This is a genomic window from Pedococcus sp. P2_E2 (genome assembly GCF_056403955.1).
On record NZ_JBFUEM010000001.1, the window covers coordinates 457,437 to 483,283 of the forward strand.

The window sequence follows — 25,847 nt, forward strand, 5'->3', positions numbered from 1 at the left end:
AACGAGCCAGATCAAGATCCGGGTACCTTGCGAGGCAGTACCACGATCACTTGCTCCTCTTGCATCGATGGGCAGAGGCCCACTTGGAGTCCCGGCGCGACTCAGAGCAGGCTTTGCTCAAAGAGCTACAAGAAGCCAAGGCAAGCATCGAGACGGACGTTCAGTTGTTCGGTAAACGCCAGGTAACGGGAGCGTTGAGGGACGTCCACGCTTGCCTCGTTGAGCCAGACGACGTCCCCAGCGACCTCACAGTTCGAGTAGAGCGACTCGCAGCGGCTTTTAGGGGAGCATCCCTATCTCGGCTCTCGCCCCAAAAGGAGTGGTTTACGGCCATCCGGCCGGGGCACACGGGCGAGGTCGGCAATTGATGCAATCAGGTACCCGTCGAGAGCCACGTAGAGCTGAACGACGGCCATGCCACTCGCACAGTCGGGTGTTCGCGCAAGTCGTCCTGGTGTTGGCATGGCTGACCACCGTTGCACCCACGCTCGTGCTTATGGGCCGCTTGGGTACACCCTCTCGGGCGGGGGGCTGAAGCGCTCGCGGCGAAGTGACTCAGCTCTCGACCCTCATCCGCTCGTGGGTTCGGTTGCCCTCGCCAAACGCACCTGAGCCCCCTGATGTGGAGGCGGCCAGGTGATGTCACGAACTCGGTTCACCCACGGCGGCTCGAAGCCCGCTTAGCTCCCTGCTTGACGCGCGCCAACTCGGCACCCGCCGCACCACGAGTTGTGGGCCAGGAGAACGTCATAGGCTCGTCACCGAAGGGCCACGCCTCATCAAGGTATGTGAGGAACGCCTCGACCCTTTCTATACGTTCTTCAATCGGCTGCACATCCCGAATCTGCGCCCGGAATTGCGGATTTAGTATTGGCGTATCGACCACTACRGCATCCAGGTATGCAAAGTCGGCGATCAGTGTCTGATGCATGTAGGCGCCAGCCGGTGTTGGCCGGACAAGCGCCTGGGGATCGCCGGCGACGGACGCCTCGAGAAGTTCGGACTCGATCGCCCTTTCAAAATGAACGTCAATATCCGCGGGCGGGTAGCCAAGTGCTTGCATGGAAGAGTAGATCCGCGATTTTGACACAAAACCGTTTTGCTCGCCCTTGCCCAACTGTTGAACCGTTGCGAGAAGAATCGGCAACAGAAAATGCTCCTGAGCGCTTCTCGTTGAGATCCAAAGAAGGTTCGGAACGGGGGAGGTTTCCGGATCATAGTACTTGTGGTCCTGAAACAAGATGGCGCGCAGGAACTCATGTGGCGGCACCGTGTACGTCTCCCCGGCGGCAGCCAAGTCCAGAATACGTGACGTTTGCACGTAGCCGCTACCAACGAATGTAGATATGAAGTCAAGGGCACGACGGGTGTTTCCCGAGCTCAAGTTGTCGACCACGGAGATGAGTTTCTGATTTTCCGTGAAGGCTTTAGTCAGAACTGAGATGTAGACGAGCAGTGTCGTCGAGTCGAGCGTCAATCCAGCAGGGAAGCCCGGCAGGCGCCCATCTTCTTTGAGTCGCTTGGCGGCGAATTGCAAGCGCTTAGCAATGACTAGGTCACTGCGTGGCGGGGAGACCGTAAAGACGCGTGGCTGATAGGCCGAGAGCGCACCGCTTCTGCGTGATTGGTGGAAGGTGTCGGGTCTCAATGCGAGGAAGACGGTGGCTGGCCACTGGGCGGCGAGAGAGTGAGCGACGATGAATAGTTTGTCCTGGAATGCGATGTCATGTTGATCGACGTTGTCAAGGGCAATCACGAAGTTGAGTCCGCGTGAGGCGTGCAGGAACTCCAGCGTGCGGCGTACATGCTCAAGACTTGCACTCAAATGCTTCTCTAGCATGTCGATTTTCCGACGGCGATACTCGGCTGGGTCATCAACTTCGAGAGGCCCGCTGACCCCCTTACGGAAGCGATTTATCTCGGCGTTGTATACCGCACGGACAAGTCTATCTTCGCTCAGGTCAATAGACCTCGATCGATCTAGTTCCCGGCGGATGGACTCGACTATGTGACATGACACATCTGCGTCGAGTCCGGAATGATTGAGGAAATCGATCTGGAAAACCACAGTGTCGCTGAGCACCTCCTTCGCCTCGAGGCGGAAGAGGTGCTTTAAGAAAATGCTCTTTCCGACCCCGACATCGCCCAGCAAGACGATGGGGCGCGTCGTGAGAGAGCCGGCGAGTAGGCTGCTCTGCAGTTCTGGGGCAGGACCTTTCTTGTCCCGCGCGTTAGTGACTTGAACCTGCTGACGTAGGGATGCGTAGCGAGATCGAAGAATCTCCTTACTTACGGCAGCATACTGCGACAGGGCTCCGCTGGAGCAGTAGCAATTGATCAAGAAATCCTCAGTCACCAGCTCATCGTTCACGACGTCCTGAATGAATAAGTCGCCCAGAATGCTGAGGTCCGTCTCCATCGCGGACCCAATTCGATAACCTGGATACTGGTGAATGGATGCGGATAATGGGGCCGGGGGCACAGCAAGGGTCTGAGCTGAAGCGAGTTGCCGAGCAAGTGCACCGCTCTCAACACCCGGCATAGAGAGTTGGTCCCAGAGCGAGGCGAACTCGCGGCGGGCGTCGGAGAAACTCTTGTATATGATCGCGTCTCCGTCACGTGGGGCTACACCGTCGGAGCGACTACCAAGAAACGTGACGATCTGACGGCCATTGCACAGAACCGCGATGGGGATCCCAGCGTGCTGACAGTACGCAAGGACTTGATCTACCGCCTTGCCGTTCGTGGCGGAGTATTCAGCGAACTGGCGTAGGGACACGGTGCCGGTGTCTGTGCCAGCTGGGACCTCGAAGTGGAGGCCGGCACGCTTGGCTTCCAGTACTAGGCGGGACCGCGGGGCTCCCACGACGTAATCGAGGAACCCGCCCTCGTGATACTCCTCGCAGTTGATCTGGTCGGGTGGCCAGCCCAGCACATCCATGAGGAGCTTGTCGATCAGTCTGAGACGGGTTGTGGCTTCGTTGTCACCGTCCGCCAGGTCCGAGTCGATCACCGCGCAGAGCTCATCGAGGCTCGCGGCGCCCTGATCGTAGTAAGTCAAAACGGCCCCCGGCTTCAAGTCTGCGTATCGGCCCCCGAACATACCCATTCAAGCCGAGCGATCTACCGCAATTCGTAGTAATTGGCTGCCAGAGTGGCCTCCACCTCGTCGTCCCGGCTGATGAGCAGAGTTGCTAGGGGTGCTGGTGTGAGTTTCCTCAGGAAGCCCTTTGTGGGCGGTAAGCAGCGGCCACGGGAGGGCCCCGTGGGGACGAACTGACCCGTCAACTCTGGCCCGGAGACTGCAAAGCAGGTGTAAGTCCTGAATGTGAGGTCACGAATCACGCGACGACGCTGGCGGCAGCGAAGTCGGCGGCTGGCATAGGAGTTCGCAGGCGCCAAGTGATGCCTATTGGACGCTCGCCTCGGTGCTCAACGTAGTCAGCCTCGCCCAGGAAGAGGTACGGCGCTCCGGAGCCGAACTCCGTCACCTTGTTTGGCCGTGTGAAGAGGAGGACATGGCTGCCCTGCGAGCGATGATGTAGGTACCGCTGGCCGGTCTTGGAGGCGACTGTGGTGCCCGACTGCGATTCCCAGTGGAAGAGTTCGGGACTAAGGGCGTAGTCATGGTACATCGTCGTGGGGGAGTAGTCCGCTTCAGATTTGTGAAGCGTCACAAGGAACGCGTCCGCGTTGGCGGCGGGCGCGAAGAGCACGCCCTCGCGGAAGCTGTTCGGCTTGCGACCATCGATCGAGACGTAGTCGAGGGCGGCGACGAGTTCCTCGCGGGTGTACCGCGCGTGGACACGCAGTGGTCGGAGGGCGAGTCCCCCTCCCGGACGCAGGCTTACACGCTCCGCATTTGCTAGCCCGAGGGCAACGACCTCCCGCAGGTCGTCTCGCACAGCAGGTTCCGCGCGCAAGACCGCTAGGCCTTCGGAGTATGACTTGAAGCCGCCACCGTCGGGCCACAGTGAAAAGAACAGCATCCGCCCAAAGGCTTGGAGGGCAGTATCTACCCTTTCGTACTGCGGCGCGTCATCAGCCAGCCAACGGAGGTATGCGGAGGCACGGTCCGGGTCGTCGACGTGGGTAAGAGCGCGAACGCGTTTGAGCAGGGCCGACTCCCACTGGCCGCCGGCGGCGACGGAGAGCCCAGCGTCCCTTCGCAGCCTGGTCCATGACCTGTCGCCTCGGACCACGTCAGACAGCTCAACGCCAGACTCCGCGAGGAAGTCGCTCAAACTGTCTGTGGGGTGAGCACGCAACTCGGAGGTGAGCGTTGTCCAACGCTTAGCCACTTGACTGCGCACGTTCTCGAGAACCAGCTCCTGGCTCTGGCGATCGAGCACAATCTCCGTCCCCGCAGGCAGGAAGGGGAAGCCATGCTCGATATCGCGGACGAGCTGCGCTCGAGTGCTGCCGGTCATCGCACGGAAGCGCTGGTCGAATCTGAACTCCTTGCGGTGGTGGCCTACGAAGTCCAGCGCCGTCAGCACTGCCTTGTCCTTCGCCCGACGAAGCCCGCGTCCGAGCTGCTGGAGGAAGACCGTCGAGCTCTCAGTCGGTCGGAGGAACAACACCGTATTGATGGCAGGGATATCGACGCCCTCATTGAATACATCAACGGTGAAGACGACCTGGACAGATCCATTCCGAAGATTCGCGATCGCTCCGTCGCGGGCATCCGTCGAGGTATCCCCGAGCACTGTCGCTGCCCGAATGCCGGCGTCGTTGAAGACCTGGGTCATGTAGTGGGCGTGGTCCCGCGACACACAGAACCCAAGGGCCTTCATGGATGTCAGGTCGGCGACCTTGTCCTGCACGGTCTTCAGGACGACGCGAGCGCGAGCGTCATTTCCTGTGAAGACGTTAGAGAGCTCCGTCGCGTCGTAGGCGCCGGCCTTCCAGTCGACGCAGGTGAGGTCCACGCCATCTGCGACTGCGAAGTAGTGAAAGGGGGTGAGTAGGTCAGCCTTGAGGGCGTCCCACAACCGAAGCTCCGCAGCGACGCGACCATCGAAGAAGGTGCGCACATCCAGCCCATCCCCGCGTTCCGGGGTCGCGGTCAAGCCCAGCAGCTCGCGCGGGTTGAGGTGGTTCAGGATCCGGCGGTAGGTCGTCGCCTGGGCGTGATGGAACTCGTCAACCACCACGACCTGAAAGGAGCCGGGCGGAATGTTCTGGACGTCGTACGAAGTCAGCGATTGGACCGACGCAAAGACGTGTTCCCAGCGCTCTGGCCGCGCGCCGCCGACGTATAGCTCGCCGAAGTCTGGGTTGTTGAGAACCTCGCGATAGGTCCGCATGGACTGCTGGAGAATCTCGCGTCGGTGAGCGACGAAGAGGAGCCGTGGGAGGGCAGGCGCGACCTCGGCCAGGCGTCGATAGTCCAGCGCTGCCACGACGGTCTTGCCGGTGCCAGTGGCGGCGACCACCAGGTTGCGGTGTCGCCCGCGCACGACGCGTTCGACTTCGAGCTGGTCGAGCATCCCTTGCTGGTAGGGATAGGGCCGCACCTCCAGCCCGGACAGCGTGAGCGTCACCCTGTCATGGGTCTTGTGGCCTGACGCCTCCGCCAATGCGTCGTCGAGCCGGTCGCGGTCGGTATCCGGGTCGTAGGTCTCGAAAGTGCTGTCGTTCCAGTAGCTGTCGAAAGTGGCGCCAAATTTTTGGAGCAAGGCGGGGGTGGCGATCGACGACAGCCGAACGTTCCATTCCACGCCGTCGAGCATGGCTGCGCGGGACAGGTTGCTGCTGCCGACGTATCCCGTGTCGAAGCCGGTGTTGCGGCGGAATAGCCACGCTTTGGCGTGGAGTCGGGTTCGCTGAGCGTCGTACTGGACCTTGACCTGCGCACCGAAATCACGCACCAGTCGATCGAGCGCCTCCCGTTCCGTCGCACCCATGTATGTCGTGGTGATGATGCGAACCGGCACGCCGCGGTCGTGAAGAGCTTTGAGCCTGTCGTCGAACAGCCTTAGTCCGTACCACTTGACGAACGCCATGATGACGTCCACGCGGTCGGCGCTCGCGAGCTCTGCGCGGACCTCGTGTCCCATTCCGGGTTCGCCTTGCGCGTTCGTCAGCAGGGCGGCATCGGACAGCGGAGTGGATGGCCGCTCCATAGAGGACTGAGCAGGCACGCCGGGCCTGGCATGACGGCTGACAGACATCAGGTGGCGAGGGCCGCCGGACAACAGATCCTCGGAGTCGCCGAAGCGTTCGATGATCGAGTTGACCAGTTCCAGCCGGCGTTCAGGGTTTCGTTCACTCCGGAATGCGCGCAGGGCAACCGCCCGCACGTGCCGAGCCAGGACCTCAGGCTCATCTGCTTCGTCTATCGATGCGCGGTCGACTGTTCGGTCATCAGTGCTGCTCAGCCTGGCGTCGAGGCCGCGAGTGATGAGGCTTTCATACAAGCCTTCCAGCAGGCTCTCGTCGTTCCCCGTCACGGGGGCAGCTTGCCAGGCGGGTGCGGCAATGTCCGGTCAATCCCGAAATGCGCTGGCTCGAGGGGAGAGCCTCGCGCTCACCGCCGCGGTGATCACGCGGCATACCTCGGGGGTGTTGGGTCAGCGGACTCCGGTGATTCTGGTCGTGGCGCCCCAGGGGGCGGTGAAGCGCTTGGGTGATGCGAAGGCGCCCTTGCCGGTCCCGGCATACACGTAGTCGATATTGGCTGGCGTGCGGGCGATCAGGTCGGCCCTGCCGTCGCCGGTGAGGTCACCGGTCGAGAGCACCGTGTTAAAGACCTGCCAGCCGGACGAAACTGGGACTCCAGGCAAGTAACCGGTCGCGGTGGCGGTGGCCACTCCGGTGCCCTTGTAGAGGTAGAGCTTGCCCGCAGGGGTGCGGCCCAGGAGGTCGACGCGACCGTCGCCGGTGACGTCGCCCGGGGTGATCATCTGGCTGAACATCTGCCAGCCGGTGCCGATCCGCTGCCAGGTGCCGGGGAAGCCCGTCTTGCCATCGCCCGCGACCATCCAGAGCTCACCATTCGCCTTGCGCGCCAACACGTCGGGCTTGCCGTCGCCGGTCCAGTCGCCCGGCGTCAGGATGTCGGTGTAGGCCGCCCACGAGCGGGAAACGACGGTGCTCCCGGGGAGCAGGCCGCCCTTGCCGTTGCCCTTGTAGAGGTAGGCCATGCCCGTGGAGGTGGTGGCGAGGACGTCTGCGATCTGGTCGCCGTTGACATCGCCGGGGGAGATGACCTGGCGGTAGGCGTTCCAGCCGCTGCTGATCCGTACCGGCGTCCCGATGCCGCCCACCTTGGCGGGGTAGAAGTAGAGTTCGCCGGACGTGGTGCGGCCGATGACATCGCCGCGTCCGTCGGCGTTGAAGCCCACGATCGCCTTCGCGGGCACGGGGGCAGGTGGCGGTGGGGGAGCCCCAGTCTTCACGTAGCTGATCCCCGACAGCGCCCGCCAGTCGTTGGCCGCGACCTTGCCAGTGACCGTGAGGAGAGCAGCCTTCTGGAAGCGCTGCACCGCACCAAGCGAGGAGGCCCCGAAGGCACCGTCTGCTGTGCCCGCGGCATACCCGCGCTTGTTGAGCTCGAGCTGGAGGTCGCGGACCGCCCAGCCGGTCGAGCCCGTGGCGAGGGTGAGCGTGCCGTAGGCCGCGAACAGGTTGGCCGTCGTGACCGGTGCCGGACCGGCGGTTGACGAGTAACTCGCGTAGAGGGCGGCCTTGCTGCGGATGGTCGCCATCATCGGGTAGAGGTTCTTGCCGGGGCACGCGGTGTACGACGTGTTCTGGTGCGCGTTGATGGTCGAGAGGGTGGCCACGACACCGGCGGCGAACTTGGTGCCCGTCCCGCCGGCCGAGGTCAGCTTTGTCGTGGCGGTCGGGTCGACGCCGTACTGCGACAGCTTCCAACCAGCGACCTTCGCGATCGAGTCGACCATGACGGCGGGCGCAGCAGTGGTCTCGTAGTTGCCGAGGGCGGCGACACCCATCGTGTTGGTGTTGAAGCCCATGGCGTGGGCCCCGCGCACTGCCTGCGTGATGGACCCGGCGCGGCCCTCGTAGATCCGGCCGAACTTGTCAACGAGGAAGTTGTAGGCGATGTCCGACCAGCCGAGGCCCTTGGTGTCGTAGGCGTAGATGCCGCGAATCTGGGCGGCGGCGGTGGCTTCGGTGTAGTCGTTGGAGCTGGCCGTGTGGTGGATCGTGATCGCCTTGACGGTGGTGTTGTAGGTCGTCGACCCGCGCAGCGACTCGTCGGCGCCCCACTGTTTGCGCGTGATGATCGTCGGCATCGTGGCCGCGGCGGAGGCTGAGGCGGCGGGCGTGCGGGGGATGAGGTCGTCGTCCGCGGAAGACATCCCGGGGTTGATGGTGGTGACCCTGACATCGGGCAGCGGCTGCCCGTTCGGCGTGTCCACCCGCACCTGGATCGCGGTCGCGCCATCAGTGACGAGCGGGTTCGTGCCGAGGCGCGCCGTGCTCGACTCGGTGGTCCCGCCCTGCGGACCCTCGTCGGTCACCCCGGGCGTCTCCCAGTCGCTCCAGCCTGAGTCCTCTCGCACGCGCACCTGCACGATCACGTCGTCTCCGCTGAGCCCGGTAGTGCGCGCCCACGACACTCCCGCGACCGTGAACCGGGACCGCTCCTGCACCGGCGTGAGGGTGCTGACGGCGTGGCCGGCACGAAGTACGCGGCGGTTTCGCAGCTGTCCGTTCGCCACGGCGTCGATCCCGCGGACCGCGGTCGACTGCACGCGTGGCGCGACGGGATGGGGTGTGTCCGTGGAGGCGAAGGACACCGTGGGGAGGGCCACGAAGACGGGGGTGATGGCCAGGACGGCGAGGGAGGCAGGCAGCAGGCGCACGTTGGAGTCCGGGGGGATCGTGGGGGACAGGAGGCTGGTGTGACGACAGTGAAGAGTGGCACCTGGGCCCTCCTCGTGTCGCATTCCTCCCGGAAAGATGTCCGTTAGGACGATCCGCCACCGGCGTGTCGCCGCGACGCGCCGTGGCGCCGCCGGACTGACCGGTCGGCGATGCGGGCGGTGCTGAGCATTTCGAGCTCTGCCAGCCGCGCGGCATACCCGCTGTTCTGCAGCTCAGCTGAGGCGCGATGGTCAGCGCAGGCAGGGACCCGAGCCGAGGCGGCGCAGACCTTCGCGGTCGCCTTCTCCGAAGTCGGTGATTCCGGAGTCGTTCTCGCCGTCCATCAGCTCGGCATCGGAGTTGACGTGCGCCAGTCCCACCATGTGGCCGAGCTCGTGCATCACGATCGCACGACTCTGGGCCCACCCGGTGGGGCGCTGGAGCACGTCGGAGATCGATGGGCCGTCGAGGTAGACGATCCCGCTGACGTAGTGGCGTTCGTCCGGGTAGCCGGCGGGCGCCTCGCGAGGGCCACCAACACCGGCAACGATTCCCTGCAGTTCGGGGACAACGACCGGAGTGGTCCATGCGACGAGGGCAGGAGCCCATCGGCCCTTGAAGGGATTCTTGTTCTGCGGCGGCCGGTCAGTAGCCGGGGTCTCGTCGGTCTCGCCGTCCACCACGAACCTGAGGCCGCTCAGTTCGCTGACCCGGTCCAGGGATTCGCGAAGGAGCCGATCGGCCTGCGGGGGAGCGGCTGCTTTGTTGACCACAAGGTGAATGGTTCGGCAGGGGCTCCAGGTCACCGGATCGTTCCCATCGGGCCGACGAGTGGCCGTGAACGCGTAGTGGTTTGAGTTCGAGCCGGCCGAGATCGGGCGGTCAGGTCCCCGACTCGGCACTCCCGGCAGCTGGTTGATGCCGAACGCGCGCAACACGGAGTCGTGGCCGAGGAGTCCGTTGTCCACGTACGCGGCGCCCACGAGCACGAGGAGCACGAGGATCAGAGTGACGCCGGTGCGCGGCGACGACCGCGGCCGCCTGGGTTGCAGGGATCGCCCGGCCTGCCCGGACCGCCCTGACCGACTCGATCGCCCTGACCGCCCTGACCGACCGGGACCAGAGAGTGATTGGCCCGCTACATCGGGCACTGCGTACAACGGCCGATTCGTGGACCCCTCCGGCGGAGCGATGGTCTTCCGGCGACGCGGAGGTCGGCGGCCCGCCTTGCGATCGGCCAGGCACCACAGACAGACCACCCGACCAGTGGTGCTCTCGAAGCCAGCCCGCTCGCCCGCGGCGACCCGTTCGCCGCACGGGCAGCGAGCGTCCGCGAGGACGGCCCTCAGCCAGATCCCGTCGTCGATCTCCAGTGCTCTACCCCTGCCAGTGAGACATTTGCTGGGCCACCTTGCCGGAGGACGCCCGAGCCGCACGCGCGACCTACGCGAACGCAGTCGAAGTTCAGCCGTTCGTCTGAGGTTCGGGCGGCGGCGCTGAGCACTTCGAGCTCTGCCGGGCCGGATGGCATGCAGCCGCCATGGTCGCGGCACGACGCGACGGATCGCGAGGTTCCAGGCCCGGGGTGGCCTGCTAGGACCTCGACGCCTCACCACGTTCACAGGTCGTCCGAACGGCTGACCAAATTGAACCATTCGGGCGTGAAGGTCCGATATGAGTCGAATGCCTACTGGATCGCCTGCTCAGCTCCGTCAAGCTGGCTGAGGACTGTCCATAGCGGAGACCCGCTCACGGGGTTAGCCCCGTGAGCGGGCTTGAGCCCTTGGCGGAGTCCCGGCGCTGAGGTGACCAGCCTCGGCCAAACGGGTGAAATCGGACTGACTCGGTCGAATTCTGCACTCCCACATGAGCCGGAGCGCTACCGTCCACACCGATCCAGCCGGATCCGCGTCGCAACAACCTCAAGGACAAGCAAAACGATGGCACGGAACTCAGGGCGATTCACCTTCGATGGCGGCGCTGCAACCTATCTCGGCACAGCCATCGTTGCTGTGCTCATCACGGTCTGCACGTTGGGTATCTGCTATCCGTTTGCCTTGGTGCTGAACGAGCGGTGGCGCGCGAAGCACTCGTACATCGATGGGCAACAGCTGGAGTTCACGGGTTCCGCGATGGGTCTCTTCGGCAACTGGATCAAGTGGTTCTTCTTGTCGGTGATCACACTCGGGATCTACCTCTTCTGGGTCGGCCCCCGCATCGCAGCCTGGAAGTGGCAACACACTGACTTCGCCTCTCCCCACGCTGGCCAGGGGGGCATGCCGGTGGGCGCCTTCTCCCACCAGCTGACCCAGTCCTGAGCGGGTCCTCGTGGCGAACGCACCAGCCGGCTGGTACCCCGTTGACGATGGACGCCAGCGCTACTGGGACGGCGAAGTCTGGACCGAGCACTTCCACGACTCGTCCCAGCAGGCTCTCGCGCCGAGCGCCGGTGCAACTGCACTGGGTCGGCTGGTCGACACCTCCGCCGTGAGCGACCCCGATGCCATCTGGCGATCGGTAGGCCGGCCTCTGTCCGGCATCGGTGCCGGCAGGTTTCGGCTGACCGCGCACTATCTCTTCTTCGAGAAGGGCGCCCTGAGGACCGACTCGCAGCAGGTCCCGATCTCAGCCGTCGTTGACGTCGACGTACGTCAGTCGATGACGCAGAAGGCCAGGGGTGTCTTCTCCGTGTTGGTTCACGTCCAGCGGACGCACGGAATCGAGATCGTGACGATGGAAGACATCCCCGACGGCCGTGAGGCCCAACGAATCATCAACGACACGGCTCACCAGGCGCGGCTGGCTATCCAGAGGAACCAGAACACTCACCGTCACGAGAACACGCACCTCGTGGGACACGTTGGGCAGGTCCCGGGGGTCCAGATCCCCGGAGTTCCGACACAGGGGTTGCCGACACAGCCTGTCCAAGCCATCGAAGCCGCGGCACCGGATCCGATCGACCAGTTGCGTCGGTTGGGGGAGCTTCGTGACGCCGGCATCGTCACGGAGGAAGAGTTCGCCGCCAAGAAGGCCGAGGTCTTGGGCCGCCTGTAGGTCCCGCTCTGCGCGCGATCTGTCGGCGAACCGGGCCCTTGCTCGGCTACCGTTCGCAGCATGCGCGATTTGTCCGACAAGTCGGCCCTCCTTGACCGCCGCCTCCGATTGCTGCCCACCCTTGCGGTGATCACGTCAGTCGTGGGGGCGGTCGTCATCGTGGCATTGGTCGCCGCTGCGGTGGCCCTGCTCGCCGGTTGGCGGCCCTCGCTCAACCCGTTCGGCGACAAGACGACCGACCGCAGTGGCTCGCCGGTGCTCAGGTCGCTCACTGACATCAGCGAGTACCACGCGGTGACGGGGCACTACGAGACTGTCGTGGACCTCGACAAGGACACCAACCACCTGCCCGCCTGGGTCAGTGGCGAGCGGGTGCTCTACGTCGGCAAGGGCGACGTGGACGCGGTCGTGGACTTCGGCGAGCTCGACAAGAGCCGGGTCGTCGTTTCCGAGGACGCCAAGTCGGTGACGATCAAGCTGCCTGCCCCCACCGCCGGCAAGCCCGTTCTCGACCTGCAGTCGAGCTACGTGGTCAGCCACGAGAAGGGGCTCATCAACCGGTTCCAGGGGTCGGACCTCGAGCGGCAGGCCCAGCTCAAGGCGATCAGCCAGATGACCGCAGCCGCCACCGGCGAGGACCTGCTGACCAACCAGGCCAAGGAGAACACGAGCAAGATGCTTCGCGGCCTGCTCGGATCGCTCGGCTACACGACCGTCACGATCACCTACGACGAGGACCCGCGCTGACGCGCGCCGACCCACGGATGGGCCCACGCCGACCCACGGCCCAGCCCGGGTCCGCAACCTCAGGTGAGGGACGGCGGCGGGAGGGTCACCCCGAACCCCGCGACGGCCAACCGCAACAACACCTGACCCGGCGCCAAGAGATCCGCGATGCGCGCGGCGCTCAGCACTTCGAGCTCGGCCAGCCGCGCGGCATACACGTCGTCTCCCAAAACGCGCGCGTGCTGGAGCTCGACGGTGTTGTGCCAGACCTTCTGTCGCGCCTCGCGCAGGAATCGCTTGGAGCTCAAGCGATTCAGTGGTTGCAGCACCCGGTCGACGAGAGTCCGCGTCGACGCCACTCCCAGCTCGTCGTCCTCGGCGGCGACGCGGCCGGACAGCACCCCATCGATGCGTTCGTGGTCACGCGCCCGTCGCGCGACGACCCGCGGATCACTGAACTCCGCGTCGGTGATCACGGCCAACAACGCCTGCGGCAGGTCGTAGTTGATGTGCGCGTTGATGCCGAGCAAGACGTGCCGGAGCGCGGGCAGGGACTCGGGCGCCGAGAAGGCCAAGCGCCAGGGCCGTGGCACGGAAGGACTACCCGCGAGGTCGAGGTCGAGCGCGTCCAGGTAGAGGTCGGCGAACACCACGTCCCACCGCTCGACCCACTCCGGGTCCTCGAACTGGGCGTCCTCGATCGCCTTGCCCACGGCCAGTGTGGTCCGGCGGTAGGTCTCGAGGAACAGTCGCTGCGCGGTCCTTTCGGGAGGCATCCGGACGAGCCGGGCATCCATGGCGGCAACGACTGTTTCGATGTCGCGTTCGGGCATCTGAACCCCCTGACCGGACGGGCCTGCGCGACTAGTATCGAGCCGTGGGTCCGGCGGTCGCCAGCGCTCGTGTTGGTGGTTGGTCAGCGGCTCGCGCGGGGGGACGTCAGCGGCTGGAGACGGACGCCTCCCGCCGGGAAGCAGGTGCGGCGTGGCAAGTCGACACAGTCTCAGTCGCCACAGTCCTCGTGACTTCGACCCCGTCGCCCTCGGGCGCCTGGAGACCCAGGCGTGGGCGAGCTACTACCGACGCGAGTGGGGCCCGGCGCTGCGGGCGTTCGTCGGCATGGTCGACCAGGGATTCGGCCTCGGACCGCGGCTGACCTTCGTCGCGGCGTGGCACGTCCTGCGCGCCAACAAGGCGTGGGCACCGGTGCCCCACAACGATCCTGACGCCGCGCGGGCATCGATGCGGCGGTTCTACGAGCTCGTCCTCGCGCACTCGGACCTGACCTTCGACCCCCAGCGGGCATCGGAGCTGGAGGTCGAGTGGTGGCGGATCCATCGGGCCCACCAGCGTGCGGACTCCGCGACCCGGGGCGAGCTCGAGCATGCCCTGGTCGAGCTGTACGCCCACGTCTACTCGGCGCCCCGGTCGACGATGCGCGAAGCCGCTCGATGGCGGGCCGAGGCGATGGACCTGTCGGACGCGTGGGTGGCCGCAGGGTGCGACCTCGCCGACCCGCGACTGGCCGCCGAACGGCGCGCCCTGGTGGCCTCCTACGCAGCCCTGCTCGACTCGGTCTCGCGGGTGCCGGCATGACTCGCGACGACCGGGTGCTCACCACCACCCGCGGCCTGGCGGCCTTCATCGCGCCGTTCCTGCTCGTGGCTTTCATCCTCCTCTACGGCTTCCCCGGCGACACCGCCCGCCTCTGGTCGTGGACCATCCAGGCGCACATGACCTCGATGCTGCTGGCATCGGCCTACCTCGGCGGCTGCTACTTCTTCGTCCGCGTGGTCCTCCTCGAGGCCCACTGGGCGGCGGTGCGCGCGGGCTTCGTCTCGGTCGCCCTGTTCGCAACGCTGCTCGGCGTCGCCACGATCATGCACTGGGACAAGTTCTCCCGCGACACGGTCGCCTTCTGGCTGTGGGCGGGGCTCTACTTCACCGCTCCCTTCCTGGTCGCGGCGGCCTGGCTCACCAACCAGAGGTATGCCGCGGAGCCAGCTCCCGACGCACCTCGCCTCGGCCGCGTGGCACGACGGTTCGTGGCCGACATGGGAGGTCTCGGGGTCGTCACCGGGCTGGTCCTGTTCGTCGCGCCGAGGTGGGCGATCACCATCTGGCCGTGGCCGCTCACCCCGCTGACGAGTCGGGTGGTGGGCGCGACGTTCTGCCTCGGTGCTGCGGGGCTGGGGGTGCTGGTCGACGACCGCTGGGAGTCGGTGCGGCTGATGCGACGGGTGCAGCTCGTGATGTTCGCGCTGATCCTGGTGGCCGCCGTGCGGGCGAGGGACGAGTTCTTCACCGGCCGTCCGCTGACCTGGGTGATGGCGGTGGGTTTCGTCGGGCTGTTCGCGGCCTCGCTCGTGTCAGCAGTGCGGGACCCGGGTCGTCAGGGGAGCCGGGGTCGACACGAACGCTCTCGCGCGCGGTCGGCCAGGTCCTTGGCGGACGAGTAGGGGGCGCCCAGCGTCGTCAGGCGAAGCCGACCAGGTCCATCCCCAACTGCGAGAAGCTGTAGGCGGCGATCGCGAAGTAGAACGTCCGGGCTGCGAAGGTCCCCACTGGCGAGGACGCGATCGGCCGGTGGAACAGTCTGCGCGCGACGAGCAGGACGGCGATGATCGCCGCGACCGTCGGGACCACGGCCACGAGGGGGTTGGCCGCGATCAGCACCAGGAGCACCAGCGGGAGGACCCACGCCGTCCTGCCTCGACGGGTCCACGAGTCCCGCTCCGCGACCTTGTCGACCAGCAGCGCGACGCCGTAGCCGAAGAGGAACGGCAGGGCGATGAAGAGCGCGAGGGCGAAGGCCTGCGGCTTGAGCGCGTGGAAGTCGATGCCGTCGTAGTGGATGGTCCCCGAGCCGCCGATCGCAGCGCTGGTGAGGGCGACCGTGAACCGGCGAAACCCCGGCGAACCGATCAGCCACGGCGCCACCGCGATGTAGGCGGCCGCCCCGATCACCCCCAAGGCGGCCCCGAGAACCGCAAGGTTGTAGGTGCCCGCCAACGTGAACCGGCCGATGATGAAGCCGTCGTCGCTCAGCACGCCGCGCACGTAGTCGGGGGAGGTGAGGCGCAGCAGGAACATCGCGAGTCGGCCGCCCAGCCCCAGGCACACCAATCCCCACCCGATGCCCACGACCCCGACAACCCGGAGGATCTCGAGCAGCTCGTGGAGGTATGTCGGTGAGTGCTGGTCGTCCCACTGCCCATCGACGGCGAGGGTGCTGGCCATGGTGTCCCCTCTCCGTGACGCTGCTTCCTCCACGGTAGGTGCAGCAGGCCCACGCCCGGGTCGGCCATTGGGCGTAGCCGCGGCCACGCGGCATACGACCCGAAATGCCCGAAAGCGTCTCAGGGTCCGCCCTGACCGTTCCCTGAGACCAACCTCACTGCGCGTGAAAACCGTTGTACGACACCACGAACGCGGCTTACGGTGGAGCGAAACTGCGCCGAGCTGGGAGGTGCAACACCGGGTAGGGGAGAGGCGACAGCGATGGCACAGACACGGATCGGGGACGTCGGGCGGTTGGCGTGGTTCCCGTCATCGAAGGTGACCAAGTGGTTCGTCCTCGTCTTCTGGCTGGCGGTGCTGGCCGCGGCGTTCGGACCCGCGGGCAAGCTGCAGGGCGCCCTCAACAACGAGGCGGTCGCGTGGCTGCCGGCCGACGCGCAGTCGACCCAGGTGGTCAAGCAGATCGAGGCGTTCCAGAGCAAGAACGAGTTCCCGGCTGTCATCGTCTACGAGCGGCCCGGCGGGCTGACTACGGCGGACACCCAGTCGGTCACCGCCCAGGTCGCGAAGTTCAACGCCCTCGAGCCGGTCCGCAACGACTCCGTGGGCCCGATCCCCTCCCAGGACGGCAAGGCCTTGCAGGTGATCGTGCCGATCGACGCCGGCGATGCCGGGTGGGACTCGCTCGGCGCCACCGTGAAGGACCTGCGCGCCATCGCCCAGGACCGTCCGGACGGGCTGTCGATGCTGGTCACCGGTCCGGTCGGCTTCTCGGCGGACTCGTCGGAGGCGTTCTCCGGCATCGACGGCAAGCTGCTCTACTCGGCGATGACCGTCGTCATCATCATCCTGCTGCTGACCTACCGCAGCCCGGTCCTGTGGCTCATCCCGGTGATCTCGGCGGGCACGGCGCTCTTCGTCGCCCAAGCGGTCATCTACTTCCTCGCAAAGGACGACACCCTCACGGTGAACGCGCAGAGCTCGGGCATCCTCACGGTCATCGTCTTCGGGGCGGGGACCGACTACGCCCTGCTGCTCGTCGCCCGCTATCGCGAAGAGCTGCGTCGTCACGAGGACCGGCACGAGGCGATGGCCTTTGCGCTGCACCGCGCCGGGCCTGCCATCTTCGCCTCCGGCGCCACCGTCATCGCCGGCATGCTGTGCCTGCTGTTCGCGACGATGAACTCCACCAAGGGCCTGGGGCCGGTCGCGGCCATCGGCGTCGCGGTCGGGCTGCTGGTCATGCTGACGCTGCTGCCGGCGCTGCTCGTGGTCTGCGGTCGCTGGATCTTCTGGCCGGTGCGTCCGTCCTACGGCTCCGTCGACCACACCCGTGACGGCTTCTGGGCGCGCATCGGCGCCCGGATCGCCCGCGCCCCGCGGCGCACCTGGGTCGTCACGTCCCTGCTGCTGGCCATCGCCTCGCTCGGCATCCTCCAGCTCAACGCCGTCGGGTTGCAGAACAAGGACGCCTTCTACGGCACACCGGAATCCGTGGTGGGAGAGCAGGTCCTGGCCCGTCACTTCCCGGCCGGTGCAGGCTCGCCCGTCATGGTGCTGTCCAACGCCGACCAGGCCGCCACAGTCGTGACCACCCTGAAATCGGTCAAGGGCGTCGCCACGGTCGGAGACCCGGTGACCAAGGGCAACCTCTCGCTGATCCAGGCGACCCTCACCGACGCCCCGGACTCCGACGCGGCCACCCAGAGCGTCGACCGGATCCGGACCGCCATCGCGGAAGTCCCTGGGGCCAAGGCGATCGCGGGTGGTGACACCGCCACCCGAGCCGACACCCTGCGCGCGTCGGCCGACGACAACGTGCGGATCATCCCGCTCATCCTCGGCGTCGTGCTGCTGATCCTGATCCTGCTGCTGCGCGCCATCACCGCACCGCTCATCCTCATCGGCACCGTGGTCCTGTCCTACGGCGCGGCAATGGGCTTGTCGGCGTTGATCTTCCGACGCGTGCTGGGCTTCGCCGGGGCCGACTCGTCGTTGCCGTTGTTCGTCTTCGTCTTCCTCGTCGCGCTGGGGATCGACTACAACATCTTCCTCATGACCCGCGTCCACGAGGAGGCCAAGGAGATCGGAACGCGACGTGGCGCCCTCGTCGGGCTCGCCGCGACCGGTGGCGTCATCACCTCCGCCGGTCTGGTCCTCGCGGGGACGTTCGCGGTGCTGGCCACCCTGCCGGTGGTGACCTTCGCCGAGATCGGGTTCGCGGTCGCGCTCGGCGTCCTGCTCGACACGCTCGTGGTCCGCTCCGTCCTCGTGACAGCGCTCAACCTCGACGTGCGCGGCCGGATGTGGTGGCCGAGCAGCCTGTCCTCGCATGACGCCTCGCTCGACGCGACGACGCCGGCGGCCCCGGAGGAGACCGAGGCCACGCTCCAGCCCACCCACTGAGCAAGGTGAGGTATGCCGCGGGGCCGGGCCCCGCGGCATACCCCTGCCTTGGCCTGGCATTGGTGTCGGATGACCCGCGAGGGCGGCTCGCGTAACCCCGAGCCTCCGCGTCGCGTTAACGGTGCACCTACTGCTCCGTGGAGGAACCATGCTTCGCACGTCCCACCGCGCCACCAAGGCCGCGCTCACCGGCGCGACCGCCCTCGCCCTGATCGTGACTGGCGGGCATGCCGCGGGGGCGGCTTCCGCGACCACCGTCACCCTCCCTGCTGGGGTCGTTGGGGGAGACACCCCGGGCTTGGCCAGGCTGCTCGACAACGGCACGCCGAGTGGACGCGCGATCGCGACGTTCGACGGCATACCCACGGCCACCGAGGTGACCGCCCTCAAGGCCCTCGGCCTCACCGTGCAGCCCATGAAGCGACTGCCGCTCGCCCTGGTGAGTGGCACGGTGGCGCAGTTCCGGTCGGCGGTGACCACGGGGGTGGCGAACGACGTCTATCCCGACGAGAACATCCAGCTGCTCGACACCACGTCGTCTGATGCGATGGGCGGCGCCGCACTGCGGGCCAAGGGACTCACGGGCAAGGGTGTCACGGTCGGGGTGGTCGACTCGGGTTGCGACGCAACGCATCCCGACCTCGCGCACCGGGTGAAGCACAACGTCTCGCTCATCAGTGGTGAGTACGCCAACCTGCCTGCCGACTCGTCGACCACGCTCGTCGTGCCGGCTGACCAGGGGCCGTACTCGAACACGGATCTCGGGTCGGGGCACGGCACCCACGTGGCCGGGATCATCGCGGCCGATTCGAGCTCGGTGACGGACGGCTCGCGCTACGGCGTGGCCCCCGACACTGAGCTGGACTGTTTCGCGATCGGCGCGGTGCTGTTCACCACGGCCGTCGTGACCGCCTATGACTACATGCTCGACCAGCCCGACCTGCTCGGCATCGACGTCGTCAACAACAGCTGGGGCAACTCCTACCGCCAGTTCGACCCGCGCGACCCGGTGGCCGTGGCGACGAAAGCCGTGGTGGACCAGGGCGTCACGGTCGTCTTCGCGGCCGGGAACTCGGGTTCCGAGAACGCCGAGCTGAGCCTCAACCCGTTCAGCCAGTCGCCCTGGGTGATCTCGGTCGCGGCCGGCTCGGTGGACCGGCACCGCGGCGACTTCTCGTCGAACGGCCTCACGCACGACAACTCGCAGCCGACCGGGATCACGGCCGGTGGCCACACCACGTACACCGGCGACCGCATCGGTCTCGTGCACCCGGACGTGACGGCGCCTGGCGTCGACATCTCGTCGACGTGCGACACGACCGGCACCGTCGTCGGCCCGTGCCCGCCGGGGGAGAACACCACTGCCTCGGGCACGTCCATGGCCTCTCCGCACATCGCGGGCGCGGCGGCGGTGCTCAAGCAGGCGAACCCGGCCCTCACGCCCGACCAGGTGCGGCTCGCGCTGCAGGCCACGGCCAGCCCGGTCACGAACGACGACAACACCGGCACGCTGCCGTTCTGGCAGATCGGCTACGGCTACGCGAACCTCGACAAGGCCGTCGCCCTGGTGAGTGGTCGCAGCTGGGCCAAGGACCTCGCCCGGGCCAGCGCCCAGGCCGACGCCCGCGTCCTGGCCGAGGACGGCTGGAAGGTCGCGCGCGGTGACTTCTGGACGTACGACAGCCCGCGCGCCACGGTGGGCGGCACCGACAGCCACACCTACACGGTGCCGGTGGGCTCTGGCGTGAGTTCGCTCAAGGTGTCGCTGTCGCACCCGTCGCTCGCAGCGGTGGGGATCAACGGCACGAGCTACACCGTCACGGTGAAGGACCCGTCCGGGGCTGTCATCGGCACCTCGACCGAGTCCTTCACCGAAGGTGCTGGGACGGCGACCGTCCAGGTGCCTGTCACCTCGGCGGGGACCTACACGTTGGACGTCGTCGGCAACTACGCCGTCTCCGACCCCGACACCCTCGACTCCGACAGCGTCGGTGGACGGATGGTGACCCTGCACGTGGCCCAGCTGCAGAGGGGCTGAGCCGGCTGGTTCCGATACGGCGTCGTTGTCCGCTACCGCTGAAGGTTCGCTCTGAACGGAAGATTGTCCACAGATCGCTGGGTTGGGCGCCGGCGACAGCCTTGATGCCGCGGACCTGTGGACGGGCAACGCCGATACGGCGCCACAACGGCGCCGTATCGGCGTCGTTGTGGAGATACGGCGCCGTATCGGCGCCGTGACGGCATGCGTGGCTGAAAGATCGAAAGGTATTGAACAGCAAGCGAATTCGCGACGGGTGGATACGCTTGGGTTGTCAGTGGGTCGGTCTAGCGTTGGGGTCATGGCAATCGCACCCGATGGCACGACGCGAGGACGGGCACCCCACGCTCGACCGGTGCTGGATGCTGCCCGGGAGTCGCGCGATGCGTTGGCTGGCGCCGGGGCGGGTCAGTTGTGGGCGTTGTCGGACGGCGAGGTCGAGGACGCCATGACCACCCTCGGGCAGCTCCATGCAAGCACCGAGGCCCACTTGGCGGCGGTGCTGGTGGAGGCGAAGTCGCGTGGGCTCGGGGTGGGCGAGGGGTGGGGGGCTCACGACTGGGCGCGGCTGAGGGCGCCGGGGTTGAGCCCGCGGCTGCTGTCCGACCTGGACACTGTCGCGGGCTCCTACGGTGAGCCTCGGTTGGCGGGGGTGCAGGAAGCCCTTGCCGAGGGACTGGACCCGGAGGCGACCGACGCGCTGCCGGTGGGCAAGGCGGCCATGCTGGTGCGGTTCCACGAGGGTGTCCGCGGCATGGCCGACCCCGTCGAGCTGGAGGACGCAACCCAGCACCTGCTGACGGGGTCGCGCGGCCACGACGGGATGTCAGAGAAGTCGCTCGCCATCGGGGTGCGCCGGACTGCCGACATGATGCGACCGGACCGGCTGATCGAGCACGACGCGGAGGTGAAGCGCGCGCATCGGTCCCTGGTGAAGGGCAAGGGCCCGATGGGGATGTGGCGCTACACGATGCTGCTGGACACCGAGGGCGCCGCGATCGTCGACGCGGCGGTCGATGCGCTGGCCAAGCCGCAGACCGACCCCGAGACGAAGGAGCGCGACCCGCGCACGCCCGGCGCGCGACGGGCGGACGCGTTGGTCGAGCTGGTCCAGCGGGCCGTGAGCGCCCCGGAAGGTGTGCCCCGCCAAGCCAAGACCAGCGTGGTCGTGACCATCGGCTTGAACGAGCTGCAACAGACCTGCCGTGGGGCTGGCCTCACGGTGGACGGAGAACCCCTGTCCATCGAGACCATGCGTCGGCTCGCCTGCGACGCCGAGATCGTTCCCGCGGTGCTCGGTTCCAAGGGTGAGACTCTCGAGCAGGGCCGGGCCGTGCGGCTGTTCACCCAGGCCCAGATCCGCCACCTGTGGCTACGAGACCGGCACTGCACGTTCCCCGGCTGCACCAAGCCGCCGACCTGGTCTGACGCTCACCACCTCATTCACTGGGCAGATGGCGGTCCGTCCGACGTCGAGCACGGGGCGCTGCTGTGCCAGCGACATCACACGGTCGTGCACAACCATCGCTACGCCGGCGAGGTCGTCGCCGGTCCGAACGGGCCGTTCGTGCGGTGGGACCTGACGCCCGGCTCCTACGACATCTACCTCGAGGAATGGCGCGCCAACCGCGCGTCCGAGCGGGGGGACGAGTCTGTCGACCTCCCGGGCAGACCGCCGCCCCGACCATGAACCCGCTTCGCACCCCGCACGGCTCGTGCGGGGTGCGAAGCATGCCTGCGGGCGTGCCCGGTCGGTCACATGCCGGGGACGGGCTGGGCCTCGTGCACCTCGATGGTGCAACCGCCGGGCATGTTCAGGTGCGGGTGGCCCTGGGCGAGGGCGAGGGCGGCATCCAGGTCGGCGGCTTCGATGATGCTGTAGCCCACGACCTCGCGAGTGCTGGCCGAGGTGCCTTCGGGAGTGACCTGGACGCCGCCTGCGAGCGGGGTGCCGAAGTCGACCATGCCGTCGCCGACGCGGCCGGCCCACTCCATCCACTGGCCCATGACGGCTTCCATCTCAGCGGGGTCGGAGGGAGTGTTCTCGGCAGGGGTGGTCGGTGCGTGGTAGATGAACAGGAACTTGCTCATGACTGGTTCTCCTTGAGTTGCGTGCTTGCCGCGGGGTGTGGCGAGTCTGACGGTGTGCGGTTGTGGGACTGGTGAAGCGCCGGAAGGTGACGGCCGTCAGGCGGGAATGCGCGTGCGTCCTGCGTAGGCGGCGAACCGCTCCACCGCGTCGGCATCCGCGGCTGGGGTGATCTCGTCGGCGAACGAGCTGCCCCGGCCCTGCGCGATGACGCCCCGCGTGAGGTCGTGGATGTAACCGGCGACCTCGTCGGAGACGCGCAGGTCCTGACCGGAGGCCTGGGCGAGGTCCCACCCGTGCAGCAGCAGCTCGAGCGGCAGGATGCTGGCCAGGAACATCGCGGGCACATCCGCGGCTCCGGGGCCGGCGACGGTGCCGTCGAGGTCGATCCCGCGCCAGGCGTCGATCGCCTGGCCGGCGAGCACCGAGACCTTGTTCTCGAGCGAGCCTTCGGCGGGGACGGTCAGGTTCGCGCCCGCCATTCCCCCGAGCTGGACGAGGGAGCCGAGGAGGTGATCCGCGAGCTCGTGCGCGGTGAAGTCGGCGCACGGCGTGGGCTTGGGGCGGTCGGCCGGCGTGAGGTTGCGCAGGACGGGCTGGATGACGGCCAGGGCCGCCTCGGCCGCCACGAGCGGAGTGAGGTTCTCGGGTGCCCACGCCCACTCGTCCGCACCGGCGTCGCCCGTCGCGGCGAGCCGCTCGAGCCGCTCGAAGAAGTGGTTCCAGCCCTCGGCGTGCATGACGGCCTGCGCCTCGGAGAGTCCCTCGTGCACCAGCGTCACAAGGGAACCCTCGGCCGCCGGCTCGATGGTCACCGTGACGGTCGACGCGTCCTTGGGCAGGTCGGGGTTGCCCTCCCAGCCCCAGCCGAACACGACCCGGCGGCCCGGATCGACCTCGTGGTAGGTGCCCTCGGCGATGTGGCCGGGCGTCACCGTCCACCGGTAGGAGCCCCCGGCGCGCAGGTCGACGGTCGCCGACACGGTCTGCCACCGACGCAGCCGCTCGGGCTCGGTGATCAGCGCGAACGCCTCGTCGGGGGAGACGGGCAGGACGGCGGTCTTGGTGAAGCTCATGGGGTTCCCTTCATCTGGTGCGCGTCAGCGACGAGCAGGTCGAGTTCGGACGTCCAGAACCGGTCGATCTCGGCCTGCAACCGCTGCAGCCCGCTCGGCACGACCCGGTAGGTCCGCGTGCGTCCGACCTTCTCGGCCTCCACCAGCCCAGCGTCGGCGAGCACCAGCAGGTGCTGGCTGATCGCGGACCTGGTCACCGGGAACTCGCCGGCCAGGTCCGTGACGCCCCGTGGCCCGCGGGCCAGGAGCTGCAGGATGCGGCGGCGAGTCGGCTCGGCGGCGGCGGAGAGAGGATCATTCACAACGAGCAATACGTTAGTCGCGACTAACGCATTCTGTCCAGCCCGTGACGGCTGGGGTGCGCCCGGTCAGCCCGAACGTGCGCGGGCGGTCGAAGGAGAGGTATGCCGCGTGGCGACCACGCGGCATACCTCTCCCTTGGGGTTGCAGGGGTCAGGGAGGGGTCAGGAACTGGCTGAGGAAGGCCCGTGCCGCCGGGGTGTCGAGCCGATAGCTCCACAAGGTCGTCTCGCAGTCGAAGCCGGCGTTGACGTGGCGGGTGATGGCGCCGACCACCTGACGGCCGCCCACAGTCACGATGTTGGGCCCACCCGAGTCGCCGTAGCAGGCGCCGCCGTTCTTCTGCTGCGACACCATGAAGCCCGGCTGCAGCGTCTGGAACTCCAGGAGAGTCGTGCGGCGCTCGTTGGTGAAGGTGAAGATCCGCGGTCGTTCCACGGTGGTGGCGCCGTAGCCGACGATGCGGATGGGGTCGTGCGCCTCGAGCTGGCCACCCTTCTGGAAGGTGACGAGCTCGTCGAGCTTGGGCAGGTTCATGGGGGAGCGGTCGGTCACCGGACTCGTCAGGACGATCACGCCGACGTCGTGCGGGTCACTGCTCGGGGTCGAGCCGACTGCGGTGTTGTGGTGGGCAATCCCCGCCAGCGTCGGCGAGGCGTCGGTGATGACAGGGTCGAAGCTGACCATCGCGCGGTCGCCGTCCGGGATCTTGAAGATCGCGAAGCAGTGCTGTGCGGTGACGAACACCGTCGGAGCCGCCAGGAAGCCACTGCAGCGCGCCTGCAGGTGCCCGAGGCCGTCCAACTGGACCAGCGCACCGGTGCTGCGGTGGGTGGTGTCGAGGGTGCCGTTGACGATGGCCGCCGCCGGGGAGGCAGCCAGGCCGAGACCGGCGCAGAGCATGGCGCCCAAGGTGGCGCAGGCGGTGACCAGGGCGGCGGGACGCTTCATGGTTCGCTCCTCCTCCGGCGACACCGGCGAGGGCAGGTTGCTCGGGCCCTGCCGCCGCCCCGACCGTACGCCGGCAGGGGCGACCCACGCCTCCTACCAAGTGCGTAGGGGCGCCTTGACCCGCGGCCCTTTGCGCGCGGCATACCCGGCTTGGTCCGGGTTGCTCTGACTGGCTGGGGATGGCGAGATATGGACTGGCCGTCAGCGGGCGGAGCGGAGGATGGCGACCGCGTCGCCGACCGGGCCGAGGTGGCCGAGCTTGTCGGGGTTGACGATCGAGCGGATGCCGATGATCTCGCCGTCGACGATCTCGAGGGCCCAGACACCGAGGATCCGCTCCTGGTCGTCGACGTAGATGGCTCCGGGGTCGCCGTTGATCTCGACGGGCCGCATCGACACCTGGGGGAACCGCGCCAGCGCCCGCAGCCAGTTGGTCAGGGTGTGCGCGACCCGGCTACGACCGCGCAGCGACCGGGCCAGCGCCGGCACCTTGCCGCCGCCGTCGCCGGTGAGCTCGACGTCGTGGGCGAGCAACGCCTCGAGCCCGGCGAGGTCACCGTGTTCGGCGGCCGCGAAGAACTTCGTCGCGAGCTCGCGCTGCCGTTCTCGGGTGGTCTCGAACCGCGGTCGGCGTGCCTTGACGTGCTGTCGGGCGCGCGTGGCGAGCTGGCGCACGTTGTCCTCGGTCTTGCCCACGATGTCCGTGATCTCGGGGTAGCCGTAGCCGAACACGTCGTGCAGCAGCAGCACTGCCCGCTGTTCGGGGGACAGGCTCTCGAGCAGCACCAGCATCGCCAGCGACAGCGAGTCGGCCGTCTCGGCGTGCGCGGCCGGGTCGTCGGCGGCGTCGGTGACGATCGGCTCGGGGAGCCACTCACCGACATAGCGCTCGCGACGGGCCCGGGCGGAACGCAGCTCGTTGATCGCCAGCCGGGTGGTGATGGTGGCGACGAAGGCGCGAGGCGAGGCGATCTCCTCACCCGCGTCGAGGGACTGGTGCACCCGCAACAGCGCCTCCTGGACCACGTCCTCGGCTTCGGACACGCTGCCGAGCATGCGGTAGGCAATGGCGAACGCAGTGGGACGCAGCTCGTCGAGCAGTCCCTCCCGATCGCTCACGGGACCTCCA

Annotated in this window: 19 protein-coding genes; 8 read left to right on the forward strand and 11 right to left on the reverse strand. The window is 67.3% G+C overall.

Annotation, left to right across the window (positions count from 1 at the left end):
• Positions 1 to 655: 655 nt before the first annotated feature.
• The 4 genes from AC1DWR_RS02180 to AC1DWR_RS02195 all read right to left on the reverse strand — a co-directional run bounded on the left by AC1DWR_RS02180 (position 656) and on the right by AC1DWR_RS02195 (position 9,836).
• Positions 656 to 3,013: a hypothetical protein gene (locus AC1DWR_RS02180; RefSeq protein WP_477623504.1), complete on the reverse strand. Its 2,358-nt coding sequence runs from the start codon at positions 3,011 to 3,013 to the stop codon at positions 656 to 658.
• Between the two features lie 328 nt (positions 3,014 to 3,341).
• Positions 3,342 to 6,434, reverse strand: a complete 3,093-nt coding sequence (locus AC1DWR_RS02185; RefSeq protein ID WP_477623812.1) for a DEAD/DEAH box helicase — start codon at positions 6,432 to 6,434, stop codon at positions 3,342 to 3,344.
• A 141-nt stretch (positions 6,435 to 6,575) separates the two neighbouring features.
• Positions 6,576 to 8,837 (reverse strand): FG-GAP-like repeat-containing protein, encoded by a 2,262-nt coding sequence (locus AC1DWR_RS02190; protein ID WP_477623505.1) that lies wholly within the window; start codon positions 8,835 to 8,837, stop codon positions 6,576 to 6,578.
• 252 nt (positions 8,838 to 9,089) lie between these two features.
• The gene (locus AC1DWR_RS02195) at positions 9,090 to 9,836 is read right to left on the reverse strand and encodes a hypothetical protein (RefSeq protein ID WP_477623506.1); all 747 of its coding nucleotides are present in this window, start codon (positions 9,834 to 9,836) and stop codon (positions 9,090 to 9,092) included.
• Positions 9,837 to 10,778: 942 nt separating this feature from the next.
• On the opposite strand from AC1DWR_RS02195, the gene AC1DWR_RS02200 reads away from it, so the two are divergent.
• Genes AC1DWR_RS02200 through AC1DWR_RS02210 form a run of 3 tightly spaced genes read left to right on the forward strand, consistent with a single transcriptional unit; the run spans position 10,779 to position 12,639 of the window.
• Entirely contained in the window at positions 10,779 to 11,156 is a 378-nt protein-coding gene (locus tag AC1DWR_RS02200) for a DUF898 family protein (RefSeq protein ID WP_477623507.1), read from the forward strand.
• A 10-nt stretch (positions 11,157 to 11,166) separates the two neighbouring features.
• Positions 11,167 to 11,892 carry an SHOCT domain-containing protein gene (locus AC1DWR_RS02205; RefSeq protein ID WP_477623508.1) on the forward strand — a complete coding sequence of 242 codons (726 nt, stop codon included), beginning with the start codon at positions 11,167 to 11,169 and terminating at the stop codon, positions 11,890 to 11,892.
• Between the two features lie 60 nt (positions 11,893 to 11,952).
• Positions 11,953 to 12,639: a DUF4230 domain-containing protein gene (locus AC1DWR_RS02210; protein WP_477623509.1), complete on the forward strand. Its 687-nt coding sequence runs from the start codon at positions 11,953 to 11,955 to the stop codon at positions 12,637 to 12,639.
• Between the two features lie 59 nt (positions 12,640 to 12,698).
• On the opposite strand, the gene AC1DWR_RS02215 is transcribed toward AC1DWR_RS02210, so the two are convergent.
• Positions 12,699 to 13,451 (reverse strand): DUF5995 family protein, encoded by a 753-nt coding sequence (locus tag AC1DWR_RS02215; protein ID WP_477623510.1) that lies wholly within the window; start codon positions 13,449 to 13,451, stop codon positions 12,699 to 12,701.
• A 151-nt stretch (positions 13,452 to 13,602) separates the two neighbouring features.
• Between AC1DWR_RS02215 and AC1DWR_RS02220 the strand changes: the two genes are divergently transcribed.
• Together AC1DWR_RS02220 and AC1DWR_RS02225 are read left to right on the forward strand one after the other, a co-directional pair.
• Positions 13,603 to 14,214, forward strand: coding sequence for a hypothetical protein (locus tag AC1DWR_RS02220; protein ID WP_477613379.1), 612 nt, complete (start codon positions 13,603 to 13,605; stop codon positions 14,212 to 14,214).
• Positions 14,211 to 15,077: a hypothetical protein gene (locus AC1DWR_RS02225; protein ID WP_477623511.1), complete on the forward strand. Its 867-nt coding sequence runs from the start codon at positions 14,211 to 14,213 to the stop codon at positions 15,075 to 15,077. Before AC1DWR_RS02220 ends, AC1DWR_RS02225 begins: the two co-directional genes overlap by 4 nt.
• Before the next feature lie 16 nt (positions 15,078 to 15,093).
• On the opposite strand, the gene AC1DWR_RS02230 is transcribed toward AC1DWR_RS02225, so the two are convergent.
• Complete coding sequence (locus AC1DWR_RS02230; protein WP_477623512.1) at positions 15,094 to 15,858, reverse strand: hypothetical protein; 765 nt, start codon at positions 15,856 to 15,858, stop codon at positions 15,094 to 15,096.
• 261 nt (positions 15,859 to 16,119) lie between these two features.
• On the opposite strand from AC1DWR_RS02230, the gene AC1DWR_RS02235 reads away from it, so the two are divergent.
• The 3 genes from AC1DWR_RS02235 (at position 16,120) to AC1DWR_RS02245 (ending at position 21,992) form a co-directional block, all read left to right on the forward strand.
• Positions 16,120 to 18,264, forward strand: coding sequence for an MMPL family transporter (locus tag AC1DWR_RS02235; protein WP_477623513.1), 2,145 nt, complete (start codon positions 16,120 to 16,122; stop codon positions 18,262 to 18,264).
• Between the two features lie 148 nt (positions 18,265 to 18,412).
• Positions 18,413 to 20,302, forward strand: coding sequence for a S8 family peptidase (locus AC1DWR_RS02240; RefSeq protein ID WP_477623514.1), 1,890 nt, complete (start codon positions 18,413 to 18,415; stop codon positions 20,300 to 20,302).
• Positions 20,303 to 20,603: 301 nt separating this feature from the next.
• Complete coding sequence (locus tag AC1DWR_RS02245; protein WP_477623515.1) at positions 20,604 to 21,992, forward strand: HNH endonuclease signature motif containing protein; 1,389 nt, start codon at positions 20,604 to 20,606, stop codon at positions 21,990 to 21,992.
• 65 nt (positions 21,993 to 22,057) lie between these two features.
• On the opposite strand, the gene AC1DWR_RS02250 is transcribed toward AC1DWR_RS02245, so the two are convergent.
• The 5 genes from AC1DWR_RS02250 to AC1DWR_RS02270 form a co-directional block, all read right to left on the reverse strand.
• Positions 22,058 to 22,393 (reverse strand): YciI family protein, encoded by a 336-nt coding sequence (locus AC1DWR_RS02250; protein WP_477623516.1) that lies wholly within the window; start codon positions 22,391 to 22,393, stop codon positions 22,058 to 22,060.
• 96 nt (positions 22,394 to 22,489) lie between these two features.
• Complete coding sequence (locus AC1DWR_RS02255) at positions 22,490 to 23,467, reverse strand: TIGR03086 family metal-binding protein (protein ID WP_477623517.1); 978 nt, start codon at positions 23,465 to 23,467, stop codon at positions 22,490 to 22,492.
• A complete protein-coding gene (locus tag AC1DWR_RS02260) occupies positions 23,464 to 23,769 on the reverse strand; it encodes an ArsR/SmtB family transcription factor (protein WP_477613371.1) in 306 nt (101 codons plus the stop codon). Before AC1DWR_RS02260 ends, AC1DWR_RS02255 begins: the two co-directional genes overlap by 4 nt.
• Positions 23,770 to 23,920: 151 nt before the next feature.
• A complete protein-coding gene (locus tag AC1DWR_RS02265) occupies positions 23,921 to 24,718 on the reverse strand; it encodes a trypsin-like serine protease (protein ID WP_477623518.1) in 798 nt (265 codons plus the stop codon).
• A 201-nt stretch (positions 24,719 to 24,919) separates the two neighbouring features.
• Positions 24,920 to 25,837 carry an RNA polymerase sigma-70 factor gene (locus tag AC1DWR_RS02270; RefSeq protein WP_477623519.1) on the reverse strand — a complete coding sequence of 306 codons (918 nt, stop codon included), beginning with the start codon at positions 25,835 to 25,837 and terminating at the stop codon, positions 24,920 to 24,922.
• Positions 25,838 to 25,847 lie beyond the last annotated feature (10 nt).

What these genes read in the sequence shown, in the direction of transcription:
- AC1DWR_RS02200 (WP_477623507.1), top strand. Translation starts at nt 10,779, where the DNA reads ATGGCACGGAACTCAGGGCGATTCACCTTCGATGGCGGCGCTGCAACC.
- AC1DWR_RS02210 (WP_477623509.1), top strand. Translation starts at nt 11,953, where the DNA reads ATGCGCGATTTGTCCGACAAGTCGGCCCTCCTTGACCGCCGCCTCCGA.
- AC1DWR_RS02215 (WP_477623510.1), bottom strand. Translation starts at nt 13,451, where the DNA reads ATGCCCGAACGCGACATCGAAACAGTCGTTGCCGCCATGGATGCCCGG.
- AC1DWR_RS02225 (WP_477623511.1), top strand. Translation starts at nt 14,211, where the DNA reads ATGACTCGCGACGACCGGGTGCTCACCACCACCCGCGGCCTGGCGGCC.
- AC1DWR_RS02230 (WP_477623512.1), bottom strand. Translation starts at nt 15,858, where the DNA reads ATGGCCAGCACCCTCGCCGTCGATGGGCAGTGGGACGACCAGCACTCA.
- AC1DWR_RS02235 (WP_477623513.1), top strand. Translation starts at nt 16,120, where the DNA reads ATGGCACAGACACGGATCGGGGACGTCGGGCGGTTGGCGTGGTTCCCG.
- AC1DWR_RS02240 (WP_477623514.1), top strand. Translation starts at nt 18,413, where the DNA reads ATGCTTCGCACGTCCCACCGCGCCACCAAGGCCGCGCTCACCGGCGCG.
- AC1DWR_RS02245 (WP_477623515.1), top strand. Translation starts at nt 20,604, where the DNA reads ATGGCAATCGCACCCGATGGCACGACGCGAGGACGGGCACCCCACGCT.
- AC1DWR_RS02250 (WP_477623516.1), bottom strand. Translation starts at nt 22,393, where the DNA reads ATGAGCAAGTTCCTGTTCATCTACCACGCACCGACCACCCCTGCCGAG.
- AC1DWR_RS02255 (WP_477623517.1), bottom strand. Translation starts at nt 23,467, where the DNA reads ATGAGCTTCACCAAGACCGCCGTCCTGCCCGTCTCCCCCGACGAGGCG.
- AC1DWR_RS02265 (WP_477623518.1), bottom strand. Translation starts at nt 24,718, where the DNA reads ATGAAGCGTCCCGCCGCCCTGGTCACCGCCTGCGCCACCTTGGGCGCC.